General features: G+C 54.5%; 18 protein-coding genes and 1 pseudogene. 17 read left to right on the top strand and 2 right to left on the bottom strand.

Features of this window, described 5'->3' with window-relative positions; translation table 11 throughout:
• Positions 1 to 356 precede the first annotated feature (356 nt).
• The 13 genes and pseudogenes from ACQR3R_RS19805 (at position 357) to ACQR3R_RS19865 (ending at position 9643) form a co-directional block, all read left to right on the top strand.
• Positions 357 to 620 carry a DUF2790 domain-containing protein gene (locus ACQR3R_RS19805; protein ID WP_428274499.1) on the top strand — a complete coding sequence of 88 codons (264 nt, stop codon included), beginning with the start codon at positions 357 to 359 and terminating at the stop codon, positions 618 to 620.
• A gap of 190 nt (positions 621 to 810) precedes the next feature.
• Entirely contained in the window at positions 811 to 1143 is a 333-nt protein-coding gene (locus tag ACQR3R_RS19810; RefSeq protein ID WP_428274501.1) for a hypothetical protein, read from the top strand.
• 520 nt (positions 1144 to 1663) lie between these two features.
• Positions 1664 to 2914 (top strand): ribonucleotide-diphosphate reductase subunit beta, encoded by a 1251-nt coding sequence (locus tag ACQR3R_RS19815; RefSeq protein ID WP_201120113.1) that lies wholly within the window; start codon positions 1664 to 1666, stop codon positions 2912 to 2914.
• 321 nt (positions 2915 to 3235) lie between these two features.
• Positions 3236 to 3949: an HNH endonuclease gene (locus ACQR3R_RS19820; RefSeq protein WP_428274503.1), complete on the top strand. Its 714-nt coding sequence runs from the start codon at positions 3236 to 3238 to the stop codon at positions 3947 to 3949.
• Between the two features lie 184 nt (positions 3950 to 4133).
• On the top strand, positions 4134 to 4415 hold the full coding sequence (locus ACQR3R_RS19825) for a hypothetical protein (protein ID WP_428274505.1): 282 nt from the start codon (positions 4134 to 4136) through the stop codon (positions 4413 to 4415).
• A 12-nt stretch (positions 4416 to 4427) separates the two neighbouring features.
• Complete coding sequence (locus ACQR3R_RS19830) at positions 4428 to 4658, top strand: DUF7683 domain-containing protein (protein ID WP_428274507.1); 231 nt, start codon at positions 4428 to 4430, stop codon at positions 4656 to 4658.
• Positions 4659 to 4673: 15 nt separating this feature from the next.
• Positions 4674 to 4799, top strand: a pseudogene (locus ACQR3R_RS19835) (colicin E3/pyocin S6 family cytotoxin); the annotation flags it as partial.
• A gap of 148 nt (positions 4800 to 4947) precedes the next feature.
• The gene (locus ACQR3R_RS19840; protein ID WP_428274509.1) at positions 4948 to 6186 is read left to right on the top strand and encodes a SpoIIE family protein phosphatase; all 1239 of its coding nucleotides are present in this window, start codon (positions 4948 to 4950) and stop codon (positions 6184 to 6186) included.
• Positions 6187 to 6188: 2 nt separating this feature from the next.
• Positions 6189 to 6758, top strand: a complete 570-nt coding sequence (locus ACQR3R_RS19845; RefSeq protein ID WP_428274511.1) for a SiaB family protein kinase — start codon at positions 6189 to 6191, stop codon at positions 6756 to 6758.
• 12 nt (positions 6759 to 6770) lie between these two features.
• Positions 6771 to 7157, top strand: coding sequence for a SiaC family regulatory phosphoprotein (locus ACQR3R_RS19850; RefSeq protein ID WP_428274513.1), 387 nt, complete (start codon positions 6771 to 6773; stop codon positions 7155 to 7157).
• A gap of 13 nt (positions 7158 to 7170) precedes the next feature.
• Entirely contained in the window at positions 7171 to 7929 is a 759-nt protein-coding gene (locus tag ACQR3R_RS19855) for a diguanylate cyclase (RefSeq protein WP_428274515.1), read from the top strand.
• A gap of 59 nt (positions 7930 to 7988) precedes the next feature.
• Complete coding sequence (locus ACQR3R_RS19860; RefSeq protein WP_428274517.1) at positions 7989 to 8978, top strand: hypothetical protein; 990 nt, start codon at positions 7989 to 7991, stop codon at positions 8976 to 8978.
• A 347-nt stretch (positions 8979 to 9325) separates the two neighbouring features.
• Positions 9326 to 9643, top strand: a complete 318-nt coding sequence (locus tag ACQR3R_RS19865) for a hypothetical protein (protein WP_428274519.1) — start codon at positions 9326 to 9328, stop codon at positions 9641 to 9643.
• A gap of 52 nt (positions 9644 to 9695) precedes the next feature.
• On the opposite strand, the gene ACQR3R_RS19870 is transcribed toward ACQR3R_RS19865, so the two are convergent.
• Positions 9696 to 11174: an amidase family protein gene (locus tag ACQR3R_RS19870; protein WP_428274521.1), complete on the bottom strand. Its 1479-nt coding sequence runs from the start codon at positions 11172 to 11174 to the stop codon at positions 9696 to 9698.
• Positions 11175 to 11306: 132 nt separating this feature from the next.
• Positions 11307 to 12359: an MBL fold metallo-hydrolase gene (locus ACQR3R_RS19875; RefSeq protein WP_428274523.1), complete on the bottom strand. Its 1053-nt coding sequence runs from the start codon at positions 12357 to 12359 to the stop codon at positions 11307 to 11309.
• Positions 12360 to 12574: 215 nt separating this feature from the next.
• Here ACQR3R_RS19875 and ACQR3R_RS19880 point away from each other — a divergent pair, with 215 nt between their 5' ends.
• From ACQR3R_RS19880 to ACQR3R_RS19895, 4 genes are all read left to right on the top strand, one after another.
• Positions 12575 to 13183 carry a TetR/AcrR family transcriptional regulator C-terminal domain-containing protein gene (locus tag ACQR3R_RS19880; protein WP_428274525.1) on the top strand — a complete coding sequence of 203 codons (609 nt, stop codon included), beginning with the start codon at positions 12575 to 12577 and terminating at the stop codon, positions 13181 to 13183.
• 156 nt (positions 13184 to 13339) lie between these two features.
• The gene (locus ACQR3R_RS19885; protein ID WP_428274527.1) at positions 13340 to 14416 is read left to right on the top strand and encodes a diguanylate cyclase; all 1077 of its coding nucleotides are present in this window, start codon (positions 13340 to 13342) and stop codon (positions 14414 to 14416) included.
• A 190-nt stretch (positions 14417 to 14606) separates the two neighbouring features.
• Complete coding sequence (locus tag ACQR3R_RS19890; protein ID WP_428274528.1) at positions 14607 to 15926, top strand: methyl-accepting chemotaxis protein; 1320 nt, start codon at positions 14607 to 14609, stop codon at positions 15924 to 15926.
• Between the two features lie 90 nt (positions 15927 to 16016).
• Complete coding sequence (locus tag ACQR3R_RS19895; RefSeq protein ID WP_428274530.1) at positions 16017 to 16556, top strand: DUF1003 domain-containing protein; 540 nt, start codon at positions 16017 to 16019, stop codon at positions 16554 to 16556.
• Positions 16557 to 16570 lie beyond the last annotated feature (14 nt).

The following is a 16570-nucleotide window of genomic DNA, read 5'->3' on the forward strand; positions in this document are numbered from 1 at the left end:
CTGGAACCACCGTCCCAAATACTGCGCAACCCTCGTAGTAGCGGGCTGGCTCGCGATAAACCTGAGCGCACCCCGCGGCATCACACAAGGCGCATTATTGTTAACGGCCCCGCGACCGGGCTCGCTTTCACCACAGCCTGTTTCGATTGTTACGAAATCTGTCAAAGGTGTTTATCAAAACCACGCCTATATGAATCAACCCCTCGCGCCTAAAATCCACCTCGCCAACAAGGCACAGTGATTAACCAAGTTACAGCCCCCACGAAGGCAGTTAATCCAACATCAAAACTGAAGTTACACACGCAATCCCAAAAAGATTGCGTGACCCCTTTCGACCTAAAAAAGGTAAATTTGAAATGAAAGCTTTATTAGTTCTGGCCCTCAGCAGCCTGTGCGCTACCGCCATGGCAGATGAGGTCCCGACTGATGTCGCGCAGCAACAACCGGTGGTTGAGGAATACACTTACTCAACTCACCTGGACATCGCGAATGTAGTTTCCATGAGCGAAATCCCCAATGTGTGTGAAGTCGTACCGATGAAAATGGAATACGACGACTCTAAAGGCCAGCGCCACATTCTTCGTTACAGCGTGATGGGCAACGGCTGCTCCAACGGCTAAACACTCCTGCTTCAAAAATCCAACGGTTCGACCCACCGGCCCGCTTTCTTACGGCAGATGAAGCGCCGAACCGTATATCGATTTATTCGATTGCTTCTAACGTTTATTTGAACTTTTAAATCAATTTTGTTGGCGTAAGATCAATTCCATACCCAAGGCGAACAACGCCAACTCATCTGGAGCCACACTCATGAAAACCAAACTGATCCTCGCCCTGACCCTTTCTGTTCTGGCCGCTAACACGTTTGCCGCTGATGGCTTTGATCGCACCGGGTCTGCTGTAGCCGCCGATGGCTATGACCGCACTGGCTCCGCCACCGTTGCTGCTGACGGCTACGACCGCACCGGTTCCGCCACTGTTGCTGAAGACGGCTACGACAAAACCGGCTCCGCCACCTTCGCTGCCGACGGCTACGACCGCACCGGTTCTGCCACTGTTGCTGAAGACGGCTATGACAAAACCGGCTCTGCCACCTTCGCTGCCGACGGCTTTGAACGCACCAACTCCGCCACTTTCAGCTGATAACAGCTGAATATTTACAGCCCGACCTGGTCGGGCTTAGTTGTGTCTGCAGCCTTCAAAAGTCGATCTAAAACACAACATGTAGTGAAAAACTTGATTTCTGGCTATTTTTTGCACAAAAAAACCAGCTCGGAAAAAATTATAAAAAAAAATCTGCTCCCACGATCTCCAGCCAAAGCCCTGTAAACCCTCGCTCTGACCGAAAAACCTCCCTCGCCGACCGCTCCATGCGCGGATTCGCCCCACCACGGCCGCAAAAATTTCCCTATAATGCCGGCTCAAACGGGCCTGCAATATTCCCTTACAGGGATGACAGCCAGTCCGAAGCCCAGGCCGAAGTCTTCATCGAATTCTGCGCCCGTCAGAGGCTCTCGGAATCCCCGTACAAAATTCTGTTTGATGCCTGCGTATAGCTGCTGAAAAACGACCTTTAGATCCAACGCGGCCAGAACGGTCGTGTGAAAAACCAACCAACAGGTTTCACACGGGCATCTGGCCCTCACGCAGGAGACGACACGTCATGCTGAGCTGGGACGAATTCGATAAAGAAGACAGCGGCGAAGCCGTGGTTAAAGGCGCCAACGCCGGCCACGCTACTGAAGCCAACATGGACCGACTCGACACCGCAGGTGGTGTTGCCGCTCAAGAAGCTCGTGCTGTGACAGCGTCTGACTCCGCCGCGATCGCTCGCGCCAAAGCCGCCCTCGACACCCTCGACGTTGCCGAAGGCCTCGCCGAACTCGAAGGCGCTTCCGCCCGTGTAGCCGTTGACGAAAAGCGCATGATCAACTGCCGCGCCGACCTCAACCAACTCGTGCCTTTCAAGTACGACTGGGCTTGGCAGAAGTATCTGGACGGTTGCGCAAACCACTGGATGCCGCAAGAAGTCAACATGACCGCCGACATTGCCCTCTGGAAAGACCCGGAAGGCCTGACCGACGACGAGCGCCGCATCGTCATGCGCAACCTGGGCTTCTTCTCCACCGCCGACTCCCTGGTTGCCAACAACCTGGTGCTGGCCGTGTACCGCCTGATCACCAACCCGGAATGCCGCCAGTACATCCTGCGCCAGGCGTTCGAAGAGGCGATCCACACTCACGCCTACCAGTACTGCATCGAATCGTTGGCCATGGATGAAGGCGAAATCTTCAACATGTACCACGAGATTCCATCGGTCGCGAAAAAAGCCACCTGGGGCCTGAAGTACACCCGTTCGATCTCCGATCCGAAGTTCGAAACCGGCACCGTCGAAACCGACAAAGAATTACTGCGCAACCTGATCGCCTACTACTGCGTTCTGGAAGGCATCTTCTTCTACTGCGGCTTCACCCAGATCCTCTCCATGGGCCGTCGCAACAAAATGACCGGCGTCGCCGAGCAGTTCCAATACATCCTGCGCGACGAATCCATGCACCTGAACTTCGGCATCGACGTGATCAACCAGATCAAAATCGAAAACCCACACTTGTGGGACGCCGAAATGAAGGAAGAAGCTTCGCAGATGATTCTGCAGGGCACTCAGCTCGAGATCGAATACGCACGTGACACCATGCCTCGCGGCGTGTTGGGCATGAACGCGGCGATGATGGAGGACTACCTGAAGTTCATCGCTAACCGTCGTCTGTCGCAGATCGGTCTTAAAGAAGAATATCCAGGGACAACTAACCCGTTCCCTTGGATGAGCGAGATCATGGACTTGAAGAAAGAGAAGAACTTCTTCGAGACTCGGGTTATTGAGTATCAGACTGGTGGGGCGTTGAGCTGGGATTGATTCCTGAGCTTCCCGTGATTTGACGATTGTTGCTTGAATCGAAAAATCGAAAAAATAGAAGCCCCGATTTGATCGGGGCTTTTTTATGGGCGGATGCTTTTAATTCCTACTGTCTGATGCCAAAACTTGCTCATTCTCACGCGGCGGCGGGTTTAAGTTGCCAGGCCTTGGTGGCGAAAGATTGTGGAGGTGTTTCATTGAATTCGGCAAAGGTTCTTAGGAACGATTGTGCGATCAGTCAGTTTTTTCTGTAGGAATTTTCGTAGACAGTCGTAATGGCCACTCAGTATCGTCGGAGGGTTTTCAACCCTCGGCGAAAGTATGGATACGCAAAAGAACAACAGCGATTGGAGCGACGTGGAGATTCAGGCCGCGGTCGATGCTTATCTCCGCATGTGGTCGCAGGAGCAGAAAGGTCAGGTCTTCAATAAGGCCCACGAGAATCGAATGCTGCGCGAGGGTGCGTTAGCGGGTCGTACTAAGGGATCCGTTGAGTTTCGGATGCAGAACATTTCTACAGTTCTGGTCGAGTTAGGGCGCGCGCCTATCAAAGGCTACAAACCCGCCAAGAATGTCGGCGCCAATGTTGCCCGCAGCATTCGTGAAGCACTCACCGCAGAGAGCAACCCCACACCTGAAGATTTTGTTCCAACGGCAGACGAGACGACGCTGGAACGGCGAGCCGTCAAACTTGAACGACGCCCGATTAAAGAGGTGCCTAAGGGAATTGAAAAACCAGATCAAACTCAATCCAGCGCAAAGGCATTTGTTCGCGATCCAGCAGTAAGAGCGTGGGTTCGACAACAGGCGAATGGCAAGTGTGAAGGCTGCGCAAAACCTGCCCCTTTTGAAATGGACGGCAGGCCTTTCCTTGAGGTTCATCACGTTAAGCATTTGGCGCAGAAAGGTTCAGATCGCCCGAGCAATGCCGTAGCGTTGTGTCCGAATTGTCATCGCCGTTGTCACCATTCGAGTGATCGGGATGAGTTCACAGCTTCGCTGTTTCAGAAGGTGAAGCGTTTGAAGATTGAGTGATTCAGCCTGGAAAGGCTAACGCCCACGAAGGCAGCGAGTCGCAAGGATTGCGCTGCAATCCAGATAAAAAAAGAAAATGCTTAGAGTCATTTAGGACCCGTCCTACAGCCACAATCAGCCACGTTCGATAACGTCGCGCAGCTCATTTTCCTGGGCTTGCGATGGATCAACGAAAGGATGATCAGTGGCTGGCAACAAGGACATTCCGCGGATTAAGAATCCACCCTCCGGTGACGGGCATCACGTCACTCACCGCTTCATGACGGCCACCGAATTGGCCGAGCGAGACGCCAGACAAAAAACCTACGAGGCTATGCTGGCCAGGCAAGACGCCTTTGAACGGAGCCGTCAGGTCATAGCGCAAAAGCAAAGGCCCATTCAAGCCGGATGTGTCTTTGCCAAATCCTGCAAGCTGCCGAACGCCATCATCAATTACTCCAATCCCTCAGATGGTGCCAACCGATAGGCGTGTGGAACCATGATTTATGTAATCGAAGCCTTTCACAAACATAACGAACTGCTGGCATTCGAAGTGGAGTTACCCACTGGGCACGACCAGGAGATTAAAAACATCATGGGTTGGACTGCTGAGCAGCACGGATGGGAGGGCTACAACCTTACGGGCGAGCAGCTTGGAGCCTTAGAGGATGTGCTGGGGAAAAAATTGTATGACGCAGCCTACCTGTTTCAACTTAGCTGCAACGTCTGAACATATGAGCGGGACTACAAAAGTAATGCTGTGGAAAAACACGACAAACTCTGGATCCATCTAGGCGAATTCAACCACACCACCGGCGAACAGAAAAAACCTGCAAAACCTGCAGACCCAACGAGGACGGTAGAGCCATGAAGCACACGGTGATGGGTGTCAATGAGGGAGACGACTTTGCTTCCCCCCAGGCTATTGAGCTAGCCCCTTCCAACGCAAATCCCACTGTCATATCACCTTAACATCACCCTGACATCATCCCGCATTTACCCGGTGCGATGATTCAGTTATGAACGCAGAACACTTCACTTTCATGCATCCCAAGCTGCCAAAAGACCACAAGTGCGCCGGTGATTTATGCAATGAGGCGCCTGCGATCAGTCTGGATAGCACCAACACTCTGGTCATGGAGATTTTCACCGCGCAGCGCGAGGTTGTGTGCCTGGCGGTGGTTGAAGACTCGCGGCCGGTTGGCCTGATCAACCGCAACATCTTCCTGTCGCAAATGAGCAAACCGTTTCACCGTGAGCTGTATGACAAGAAAAGCTGCATCGCTTTTATGGACAAGGAGCCGTTGATTGTCGACGCCGAGATGAGCATTGAGGCGTTGACGTTTAAAACGGTGGAATACGGTGAGAAGGCTCTCGCCGACGGCTTTATCGTGACCAGAAACGGCAGGTTCGCGGGGTTGGGCAATGGCCTGCAGCTGATGGCCGTGGTGGCGGACATGCAAGCTGAAAAGAACCGCCAGATGATGCAGAGCATTGAGTACGCGAGTGTCATCCAACGCGCGATGCTTCGGGCCTCTCGTGATGCGTTGGCGTTGACGCTGGATGACGCGGCGTTGCTGTGGGAGCCACGGGACGTGGTGGGCGGCGACTTTTACCATTTTTGCGCCTACCCAAACGGGTGGTTTGGGGCGATTGCCGACTGCACCGGTCACGGTGTGCCGGGGGCTTTCATGACGTTGATCGCCTCCTCTTCATTGACCCAGGCGCTGACCCAGCTAGGCCCGCGTGATCCTGGGCACCTTTTGTCTGCGGTTAACCGAGGCGTCAAGGGTCTGCTGGGGCAGGTCAACGGACTGGACGGCACCCCGGAGTCGGATGACGGTCTGGACGCAGCTTTTTTCTGGTTCGATTCGGCCACTCATGTGTTGAGTTTTGCCGGAGCGAGAATGTCGCTGAATGTGTTGAAGCCGAATGCCGACCAGGTTGAAACCATTGCCGGCCAGCGTCTTGGCGTCGGTTATGTCGACAGCGGTTTGGACTATGCGTGGACGGTGAGCTCGGTTCACCTGCCACCGGGCAGCATCATTTTCATCGCCACTGATGGCCTCACGGACCAGATCGGCGGCCCTAAAAAAATAGCTTTCGGTAAGCGCAAGGCGTTCGACACCCTGCTGGAACACCGTGATAAATCGTCAACGCTCATCTGCGAAGCGCTGCAACGCACGTTTGCTGTTTGGCAGGGGGAACAAACCCGTCGCGACGACCTGACCCTTTTTTGTGCCCGCATTAGGAACTGATGATGCTCAACCCTGCGTCCGTGCAACACGACTGCACTTTTTTCGATCTGGCCCAGCAACGAAATGTCATTTTCTATCACATGGGTTACTTCTCCCATCACATCCTTTCGGCGATGGCGGAAGTGGTGAAGCTGCAACTTGAGATCTCCGGTGTGAGTGGCCCGACACGGCGCAAGTTGTTCTCGTCCTTCGTGGAGCTGTCGCAAAACATCCTCCATTACTCCTCCGACTCGTTGTACACCGCTGTGTCCGATGAGTCGGTGTTGCGCCAGGGCGCGGTGTGCATCAGCAAGGAAGGTGAGCACCACCTGATGCTCTGCGCCAACCCCGTGGCCACCACCGAAGTCGAGCGCCTGCGGGAGAAACTTGAGCCCCTGCGCAGCATGTCGCTGGAAGAAATCAAACAGGCTTACAAGGTGACACTGCGGGCCGAAACGCCGGTCGACAGCAAGGGCGCCGGCCTGGGTTTTTTGACGATGGCGCGCGACGCTTGCGCGCCCCTGGAGTTTGACTTTCATCCCAGAGCGGACGATCCGGACACTACCCTGTTTTGTCTTAAAGCCATCATTTGAGTCGAGAGCGTTATGGATAATTTCTACATTCACGCCACCGCAACATCACCGGAAGTGGACTTTCGTTTCGATCAAAACCTGCTGTCGATAAAAGGCGAGTCTTACCCCGAAAACGCGGCGGCTTTTTATGCGCCGATCCTCCAGCAGTTGCGCAGTTTTCTGGACGGGTGCCAAGACGCGACGATCACGACCAACATTGCGTTGGCGTATTTCAATAGCTCCAGCACCAAAATGCTGTTCAGCATTTTCGATGCGCTTGATCGCTCGGCTCAGGCTGGCAACCGGATTGAAGTGAACTGGTACCACGATGAGGAAGACGAAACGATTTTCGAGTTTGGCGAGGAGCTGAAGGCCGACTTCGAATCGATTATTTTCAACGATCACGCGATTACGACCTGAGGTAATGACAAACATGACCCCTTTAGTCACTGCCGTCGGGGATGTGGGTGACTCGACTCCCGATCTGTTCAAAAGCGAGAATGATGCGCTAGAGCGCGCTCGCTCGACGTTGGCGCTGAGCGGGGCTGATGCCGGAACGTACCAGCGTTCGCTGGCTGATATCACGTCGCACTTTGAGCGTTTGATGCGCGAGACTCGCCGGTTGATTGGTCGAAGCGACCGGGCCGAACGCGAGATGAATACCCTGAATGCGCAACTGCAGATATTGGCCCGCCAGCTCGAATATCGCGCGACTCACGATGGCCTGACGGGTGTCCTGAATCGCAGTGCCGTGATTGACCTGTCCGTACAGACCTTGCAAAAGGTCGGTGCGGTGATGATCGTTCTGGACATCGATCACTTCAAGCAGGTGAATGATGAGTTCGGTCATCCTGCCGGGGATGCGGTGATCCAGGGCATCGTCGGCTGCCTGCGCAGGATCGTCGGCGACAGCGGAAAAATCGGGCGAGTGGGCGGTGAAGAATTTACCGTGCTGATCCCCGCCGGCGAAATCAACGAAGGCTTGAACCTCGCGGAAGCCATGCGCGAAGCAATCGCCACTCATGTATTTGACAGCCCCGTGAACCGCCAGATCACCGCGAGTTTCGGCGTGAGTGCCAGTGCTGTTGGAACACGTTTCGATACGGCTTACAGCCTGGCGGATACCGCCCTGTACCTGGCAAAGCGCTCAGGCAGAAACCGCGTAGAACTGGCGGGCGAAGAAGCGCTTTGAAGCGTTGCGTAAGTTGATGCTATTAATAGCCTCTTCTTCCCCGGCTATCTGAATCCACCATGAAATTCGACCTCGCCTACTGCCTCAGTCTCGACGACAAGTTGTCGATCTATGACGTGCGCGACCTGAATTTCGACGAGACCGTGGCGTTCGATTCCGCCAAAGAACACTTCCAATGCCCCAACGATGCCTGCCGCTTGGCATTCGATGCGGCGAACGTGCTGACGACGTTCAACGCCAAGAACGTGAATTACATCCGTACTCCACACTTCAAAAATACCCCGGGCACGCGGCATGTGGCGGATTGTCCTTATCTGAGTCTCAAGGCACCGGCGTCGGCTATGGACGCGGACGGTGCGGAAACGGATGACAGTCGCGAGGAGCATTTCCCGTCGGAGTTGTTGCTGACTCGGCGTCAGTATGTGCGTAAGCCGTCGAACCCGGCTGTGGCGCCAGAGGTACTGCGTGACAATCCGAAACTTCTTACAAAGCACAGCGATAACGAGCACCCAAGCCACGAATCAGCGCCGGACAAGACCAGTGTCTTTGCGCATCCGGTGGAGTGCTTCGTGTCGAACTTCGACGATAAGGAACTGATCAAACGCATGCCGCTGAAGATCGGCGAGCACACGGCGCCGTATGGATCGTTCTTCAAAAAGATCGAATACCTGACGGACAACAAGGGGTTGATTTACTGGGGCAAGATCAAGGAGATCAAGGATTACACCCAGAGTTTTCGCATCGATTTCGAGCAGAAGGTCTGGTTCAAGCACGTGGATGAGGTGAAGAAGAAGCCTTATTCAGTGAACGTCTACCTGAGCAAGAAGTTGATCGAGAACTACCGCAAGCGCAAAGCGTTTCTGGAGGAGATCAAACATGCCATCGACAGTGAAGCGCAGTTGTATTGCTTCTTTTATGGCGTGACGCCGGAGTTGACGCAGGTGCCGAGCAAGAAGAACCCCGAGCAGACGTTCGGGGTTTTCAGTGCGAATATCGAGAACCTGGATCACTTTATTATTCGCGAAGCGCCGGGGCTGGAGGCGAAGTAACAGCGTTTAACTCAGGCACATGCTGATCATCACCAACACCAGCAAACCGATGTACACCCGCGGATGGAATCGAACCGGAATCCGCCCGATCCACGGTGTGGACAATCGAATCCCCAGTCAATCCACAGCCCCACAAACCAAACGTCCAGATCAAGCTCCGCGAACCCCACCATCGCCATGTGAGTCAGTTCTCGACGATGTTTCGTCGCGTATTGGGGCACCCACCGTCCGTCTGGTTGGAGGGGGCGAAATAGAACAAATCAAAAAATGAGTTTGATCCGGGCGCAAAACAACTGTACAAAAACACAGTACATCTTGAATCAGCACTCTCGAGCCCGGAGAACACCATGGCCACTCAAGCGATGAAAATCACCCTGGAACGTATCGCCCTTTTTCAATTCACCCCTGCACATTGCGCCCAGGCCCGGGCCATGTTGGGCTGGAGTGTCGAAGAGCTGTCCCGCGAATCCGGGGTTTCCGTAGACGCCATTCAGCGATTCGAGGACGAGCGCGAGGTGCTGGATGTAACCCGGCTGACGCTGGCTTATCGGTTCGAGTCTGAAGGGCTGGTGTTCTTCCCGGGTTTCGCACCAGGGCGAGGGATGAATGTACGGGGCTGCACGCCCAATCCAGTGGGTCGAGCGGATTATGCGATGGTGGAGTGAACGCCCACGCCCCTTGCCAAGCAGTGCAAAAAATTCGCGGCATCAGTGACGCTTATGACTTGAATGTGGGGACTGGCCTTGCTTCAGAGGCTTGTTCATAACCGTAGGCCAATGCCAGAAGCGTCGCTTCGCTCCAACGAGCGCCGAAGAACAATATGGAGGTAGGCACTCCGTCATCGTCCACCCCAGAAGGCATCATGATGCTGGGGTATCCCGCCAAAGGTATAACGTTCAAACCGGGTGACCCCACATCCAGTAGCAAGGCATCAAGTTGATTCGTTACCAACACATCTTCGATGACTGCCGCATTTTCGCTTTGGATTTTTTGCCACAACTCGTTGTAAGCCTGCTCATCAAACTCAATGTCGCAGGCCGCTGCCAACGTGGATTGACCGTAACCCTCGACACCCGGAAAGCTATCGTTGTATTGCTTAAGGTCCTCAAGGTTCTGGATTGCCAGGCCCGTTCTCGTCGCCAGATATTTGGGCAGTTCCCACTTGATACTCATCGAGAACGCCCTGTCCACGGCCTCCATCGTTTGCGTTGCAGGGTCATTGAATTCCACAGGAATCAACATTGCTCCCGCAGCTTGCATAACTTCCAGGGCCTGCGAAAACTGAGGGTCGATCCGCGCCGCTTCATCGTTTTCATCAAACTTGGCCGGAAAACCTATACGCCGTCCTATCAGCGAATCGGGAAGCATTAATGCTGTGTAGTCCACGCCATTGATAGCGAGAGGTTTTTCGTCCAATTGCGCAGGGTCGCTGCCAATCATGACGTTCAAAAGCAGTGCAGCCTCACGAACAGTACGCGCCATTGGCCCCGGGGTATCGACGTAAAGGCTAACCGGGACGATACCCTTACGACTCAGCAGGCCTACCGTGGGCTTAAGGCCTACCACGCCATTGATGGATGCCGGCGCAACAATGGAACCCGCGGTTTCCGTGCCGACCGCCAACGGTGTGAAGCCTGCAGCAACAGCCGCTGCAGAGCCAGAGCTCGAGCCGAGTGGTGTGACGCTCAACACGTGGGGATTTTTGGTGAGTCCGCCGCGGCAGCTCCAACCATCGGGGATATTCGGGTCACGAAAACCGGCCCATTCACTGAGATTGGTTTTACCCAGGATGATGGCCCCGGCCGCTCTGAGTCGCTGCACGATAAACGCATCCTGAGCAGCAGGCTTTCCGATCATGGCCAGCGAACCGGCACTGGTCTGCATCTGGTCTGACGTATCGATAGTGTCCTTGAGCAATACCGGGATGCCATGCAGAGGTCCACGAACGAAGCCGTTTCGGCGTTCTTTGTCCAGCGCCTTGGCAATATTCAAAGCATCTGGGTTGAGTTCGATAACCGCATTTATTTGCGGCCCCTGCTTATCCAGCCTCTTGATCCGATGCTGCAAATGCCGCACAAGCGCCACGGCAGTTAGCTGATTGAGCGACATTTTTCGAGTGAGTTCATCGACGCTGAGGTATTCGATCCTTGTCTCAGTTGCCTGAGCTTTCACAGCAATTTCTAATCTGACGTCCATGTAATTAATAGCCTTCGGTTGATTGATGGCGAATGAATTCGATCATTCGCTCTTCAATCTACAGAGGCCACCGCAAATGTTGGCCAGCACTTGTCGACAGATCAGGTATGAATATTCACCATCATTTGTAGCTCAGCCGACACTCTGCTGGTAGGCCTGCTGCTCGACCTCATACCACCAAGCGCTGCCCCGCTGCGGTTGCAGCACATTAAACGCCTCGCCCATTTGCGGCGTGGTAATCGACACATTCCGCTCCCAGGCCAAGGCCAGGATCCGGTCAAACGGTTCGAACCAGGCGTGCATCGACAGATCGAACGTGCCGTTGTGAATCGGCAATAACCAGCGGCCCTTGAGGTCGATGTGCGCTTGCAGGGTTTGCTCGGGTTGCATGTGCACATGCGGCCATTCGACGTTGTAGGCACCGGTTTCCATGAGTGTCAGGTCGAACGGGCCGTATTGTTCGCCAATGCGTTTGAAGCCATCGAAATAACCGCTGTCGCCGCTGAAGAAAATACGTGTGTCACCGTCGATCATCACCCACGAAGCCCAGAGCGTGGTGTTGCCGTCGAAAAGGCCTCGCCCGGAAAAATGTTGCGACGGCGTGGCGATGAACTGAATGCCGTCGACTTCGGTGCCTTGCCACCAATCGAATTGGCGCACTTTGCTCGCATCAATGCCCCATTTGATCAGCGTGTCGCCAACACCCAGCGGCGTCAGGAAGTGGTTCGCCTTGTGCGCCAGTTTGACCACGGCTTGGTAGTCGAGGTGGTCGTAGTGATTGTGGGACAGGATCACCGCTTCAATCGGTGGCAATTCATCGAGGCTGATAGGCGGCTGGTGAAAACGCTTGGGGCCGGCCCATTGCACAGGTGAGGCACGTTCGGCGAAGACCGGGTCGGTGATCCAGAATTTATCCCGCATTTTCAGCAATACCGTGGAATGCCCCAAGCGATAGACGCTGTGATTGGGCGCGGCGAGCAATGCCGCTTGCGTCAGTGCTTGTACCGGCACGGCATTGGTCGGGCGAGTATTGCGCGGCTTGTGGAAAATCATGTTCCACATGATGCGCAGCATTTTACGCAAGCCTTCACGTTGCACCGGCGCAACATTGCGAAAGTGCCCTTCTACCTGAGGGGACGCTTGAGGTGCGGCGGTGTTATCTGCAGGGGAATTTGAAGTGGCCATGACTGAGTGACTCCAGAAAAACCGCAAAGATTCCGATTGTTCACGGTAGGACGATAAATGGCCAAAGCACGCACGCATCAGCCGAACCTTCTAATTTTCACTGGGCAGGATTAACAAAACATTACACTGCACAGTGTAGTTTCTAGGTTGCATGAATCCGGATCACAAGTAAACTGCCGAGTGTAATTCTCACTTTCTTCTGCCGAAGCTTACTTATGACAGCTCCACAGCGCCTCACCGACCGAAAACGCGAAGCCATCATTCTGGCGGCGATTGCCGAATTCCGGGCCAACGGGTTCGAAATCACCAGCATGGACAAAATAGCCGCGACGGCGGGTGTATCGAAGCGCACGGTGTACAACCATTTCCCCAGCAAGGAAGAGTTGTTCGCCGAAATTCTCAATCAATTGTGGGCAAGGCTTACGGCAGAAACAGAAACGCCCTACCGCCCAGACGTGCCTTTGCGCGAGCAGATGCGCCAGATGCTCAAGGCGAAATTACAAATGATGGGTGATAACAACTTTCTCGACCTTGCCCGTGTCGCGATTGCCGCCACCATCCATTCACCGGAACGCGCGCAAAACATGGTCGCGAGGATGAGTGAGCGAGAGGAAGGTTTGACCGTATGGATTCGCGCCGCTCAGGCTGACGGCCGGTTAAAGCCAGCGGAACCGGAATTCGCGGCCCAGCAGATTCATGGAATGCTCAAATCCTTCGCGTTCTGGCCACAGATTTCCATGGGCGTCCCAGCGCTTTCCAGTGACAAACAAACCGTTGTGGCAGAGTCAGCACTGGATATGTTTCTAGCCTGCTACGAAGTCTGAATCGCCCCTTCACTGCGCCCTGCTACCGTTAAATGGCTTCGAAGGACACTGATTATTCCGCTTGGAATAAATGACAATGTCAGCCGTTTTACCGATGAACGGTAGCTCTGATTAAACACCACAATGTGTTTCAGAATGAATCTGGCGCAGGAAATTATGGAAAACCAACGCGGCAAGGGCTTGTCATTTGCCAGGCGCATTTATATACCCAGATTCATTGGCTCGGGCATTGGCTTCATCAGTGTGGCCACAGCGCTCTACCCCTTCGATGTGCCGATGTGGGTCTGGGGATTGCTGCTGTTCAACGGCTTCATCTGGCCACACGTGGCCTATCAAATAGCCCGCCATTCAGCGTTCCCTTACCAGGCTGAACATCGAAACCTGATTTACGATTCGTTATTGGGTGGTTTCTGGGCCGCGACGATTCAGTTCAATCCCCTGACCACGGTGACAATCCTGTCGATGATGGCGATGAACAATGTCGCTGCCGGAGGGTTGCGTCTGTTTTCTCTCGGCGCCGCCACCCAAGCGCTGGGCGTGCTGATTTCGTGGTGGCTGTTTGGGATAAGGTTTGTACCGATAACCACTCAGGCACAGATTTGGGCGTGCATGCCAATGCTCACGTTCTACCCGTTGGCGCTGGGTACGGTTTGCTATCGACTGGCGATAAAACTGTCCGAACACAAGCGCGCCTTGAGTGCATTGAGCCGAACCGACAGCTTGACCGGGCTGCTCAATCACGGCGCCTGGAAAGACCTGCTGCAACTCAAGTTCGAACACTGTCGCGCCCACAATGAGCCCGCGGCCATTGCGTTGATCGACATCGACCACTTCAAACCTATCAACGATAACTACGGGCACATCGTGGGTGATTCGGTGTTGCGCCAGCTCAGCATCGAACTCAAACGCAACTTGCGAGAATGTGATCTGGCCGGGCGATATGGTGGGGACGAGTTTTGTGTGATTTTGCCGAACATGCCACTGCATCAGGCCAGGGATGTCATGGAACGGATATTGGAAGTGCTGCGTGACTATCGCCATGAGGATGTACCCGGCCTGCGCATCAGCCTGAGTATCGGGCTGTCAGCGTTTCAATCCTCGTTTGCCGACGCGATCACCTGGCTGGACGAAGCCGATAAAGCGCTTTATATCGCTAAAAATACGGGCCGAAACAAGATAAACATCGCGCTGAACACTGCTGCGGTCAGTGGCGAAAAAGGCGTAAGCGCGTGAAAAACTTGTACAACACGTCAAAAAATACAATTCTTGTACAAGTTTATTATTTTTTGTATAAGTATTGCTCTGTCAGCCAAGGATTGCTGACATTGAGCAGACAACGCCGAAGGTAACCTTGATTTTCGGCTCGCAGGCGCAGGAATAGGGACTGACTCCATGTTTTTCCAACTTCCAGAGCCTCGCAGCCATGTTCTTCAATCGCCATAAGTCGACCATCGACGATCTCCAGCAAAACCTCGCCAACCAAACTGCATTGCTAGAAGCGATTGATCGCTCAATGGCTGTGGTCGAATTCGATCTGAACGGCAACGTATTGCGCGCCAATCAAAACTTTTTGAAGACCCTGGGTTTCACCGTCGAACAGGTGCTGGGGAAACCGCATCGTCAGTTCTGTACCCCGGAGTTCGCCAGAAGCAGTCAATACACACAGTTGTGGACGCGATTGAAGGGCGGGCATTTCGAGTCGGGCACATTTGAACGGGTCGCCAGCAACGGGCAACCGATTTGGCTGGAAGCCAACTACAACCCGATCAAGGACGCGGCGGGCAATGTGGTGAAGGTGGTCAAATATGCAATGGACGTGACGGCAAAGGTGCAGCAAGAGAGTGAAACCAAGGCCAGGTTGGAGGCTATCGATCGCGCCATGGCGGTGATCGAATTCAATCTCGATGGCAGCATCATCAGTGCCAATCAGAACTTTCTGACGCGGATGGGTTACACCCTTGCCGAACTCAAAGGCAAACATCACCGGTTGTTCTGCACCGACTCATTGATTAACAGCAGCGAGTATCAAGACTTCTGGCGCCGGTTGAATCAAGGGGAGTTTTTCCACGGGCAGTTCGAGCGCGTTGATAAACGCGGGCAAGTTGTCTGGCTGGAAGCGAACTACAACCCGGTGTACGACGCCAGCGGACGGTTGAGCAAAGTGGTGAAGTTTGCCTCGGACGTAACGTCCCGGGTTCAGCAGCACGAACGGGACGCTCGCAGCGCCAGCGAGGCGTATCACATCTCTGTCGAAACCCGCAAAGTCGCCGAGCAAGGCACTGAGGTGATCCAGCAGACTGCCAGCGAAATGCGTGAAATTGCCGCCAACATTGATCAGTCTTCGACGCTGATTGCGCAATTGGGCGAGCGCTCGGAACAGATCACCACGATCGTGAACACCATTCGTGCCATCGCCGACCAGACCAATCTGTTAGCGCTGAACGCGGCCATTGAAGCGGCCCGCGCCGGTGAACAGGGCCGTGGATTTGCCGTGGTGGCGGACGAGGTGCGCCAATTGGCGGCGCGCACCAGCGGTTCGACGGCAGAGATTTCGACCATGATCGGTTTGATCCAGACCGAAACCCGGCAGGCGATCAAAAGCATGGGTACGACCCGAGATCGGGCGGCGGAAGGTGTGGAACTGGCGAATCTGGCGGGCACCGTCATCCTGCAGATACGCGACGGCGCAAGCAATGCGGAGCAAGCGGTGAGCATGTTTGCCAACGAGCGTCTGCCCGGTTGAAGGCACACGCTCGTTCAACGTTGATTCAGCTTATCGTTTCTCGTGCAGGGCTATAGTGACTGTCAGTCCCGTAGCCTTGCAGAGTGCGTCATGAACTCAACCAAACCCGATACCCAATCCGCAGCACCGGTCGATCACCTGCGCTTTCATCGGCCTCATGCGCATCTGGCCCCGACCTTCGGTAACGACACCTTTGCCTTGAAAGCCGAGGCCTTTGCGCGGTTTTTTGGCACCCCGACCTTCCTCGGTGCGCAAACCCTGATCGTGGTGATTTGGGTGTGCCTCAATCTGTTTGGCGTCACGCATTTCGACGTCTACCCATTCATCCTGCTCAACCTGGCGTTCAGCCTGCAATCGGCGTATGCCGCCCCGCTGATTCTGCTGGCCCAGACCCGACAGGCTGCGCGCGACAAGGCTCAGTCCGACGCCGACGCGCAACACCGCGAAGCACTGGCCGTTGCCAACACCGAACGTCAGGCGCAAGCCGCGCAGAATTCGGCGCAACTGATGGAGTTGCTGGAGCAAAACACCAAACTCACCGAATTGACCAAGTCGCTCACCGAACGCATCGAGAGCCTGACTTCGGAAATGCATCAGCACTTTGTGCACAATGAACAACCGAATCGTTGATCAGCGCACCAACA

The sequence above is a fragment of the Gordonia sp. IEGM753 genome, from assembly GCF_050321825.1.
Taxonomy (GTDB): Bacteria; Pseudomonadota; Gammaproteobacteria; order Pseudomonadales; family Pseudomonadaceae; genus Aquipseudomonas.

Coding starts and splice junctions, on each gene's coding strand:
- ACQR3R_RS19805 (WP_428274499.1), top strand. CDS start 357: ATGAAAGCTTTATTAGTTCTGGCCCTCAGCAGCCTGTGCGCTACCGCC.
- ACQR3R_RS19810 (WP_428274501.1), top strand. CDS start 811: ATGAAAACCAAACTGATCCTCGCCCTGACCCTTTCTGTTCTGGCCGCT.
- ACQR3R_RS19815 (WP_201120113.1), top strand. CDS start 1,664: ATGCTGAGCTGGGACGAATTCGATAAAGAAGACAGCGGCGAAGCCGTG.
- ACQR3R_RS19820 (WP_428274503.1), top strand. CDS start 3,236: ATGGATACGCAAAAGAACAACAGCGATTGGAGCGACGTGGAGATTCAG.
- ACQR3R_RS19830 (WP_428274507.1), top strand. CDS start 4,428: ATGATTTATGTAATCGAAGCCTTTCACAAACATAACGAACTGCTGGCA.
- ACQR3R_RS19840 (WP_428274509.1), top strand. CDS start 4,948: ATGAACGCAGAACACTTCACTTTCATGCATCCCAAGCTGCCAAAAGAC.
- ACQR3R_RS19845 (WP_428274511.1), top strand. CDS start 6,189: ATGCTCAACCCTGCGTCCGTGCAACACGACTGCACTTTTTTCGATCTG.
- ACQR3R_RS19850 (WP_428274513.1), top strand. CDS start 6,771: ATGGATAATTTCTACATTCACGCCACCGCAACATCACCGGAAGTGGAC.
- ACQR3R_RS19855 (WP_428274515.1), top strand. CDS start 7,171: ATGACCCCTTTAGTCACTGCCGTCGGGGATGTGGGTGACTCGACTCCC.
- ACQR3R_RS19860 (WP_428274517.1), top strand. CDS start 7,989: ATGAAATTCGACCTCGCCTACTGCCTCAGTCTCGACGACAAGTTGTCG.
- ACQR3R_RS19865 (WP_428274519.1), top strand. CDS start 9,326: ATGGCCACTCAAGCGATGAAAATCACCCTGGAACGTATCGCCCTTTTT.
- ACQR3R_RS19870 (WP_428274521.1), bottom strand. CDS start 11,174: ATGGACGTCAGATTAGAAATTGCTGTGAAAGCTCAGGCAACTGAGACA.
- ACQR3R_RS19875 (WP_428274523.1), bottom strand. CDS start 12,359: ATGGCCACTTCAAATTCCCCTGCAGATAACACCGCCGCACCTCAAGCG.
- ACQR3R_RS19880 (WP_428274525.1), top strand. CDS start 12,575: ATGACAGCTCCACAGCGCCTCACCGACCGAAAACGCGAAGCCATCATT.
- ACQR3R_RS19885 (WP_428274527.1), top strand. CDS start 13,340: ATGGAAAACCAACGCGGCAAGGGCTTGTCATTTGCCAGGCGCATTTAT.
- ACQR3R_RS19890 (WP_428274528.1), top strand. CDS start 14,607: ATGTTCTTCAATCGCCATAAGTCGACCATCGACGATCTCCAGCAAAAC.
- ACQR3R_RS19895 (WP_428274530.1), top strand. CDS start 16,017: ATGAACTCAACCAAACCCGATACCCAATCCGCAGCACCGGTCGATCAC.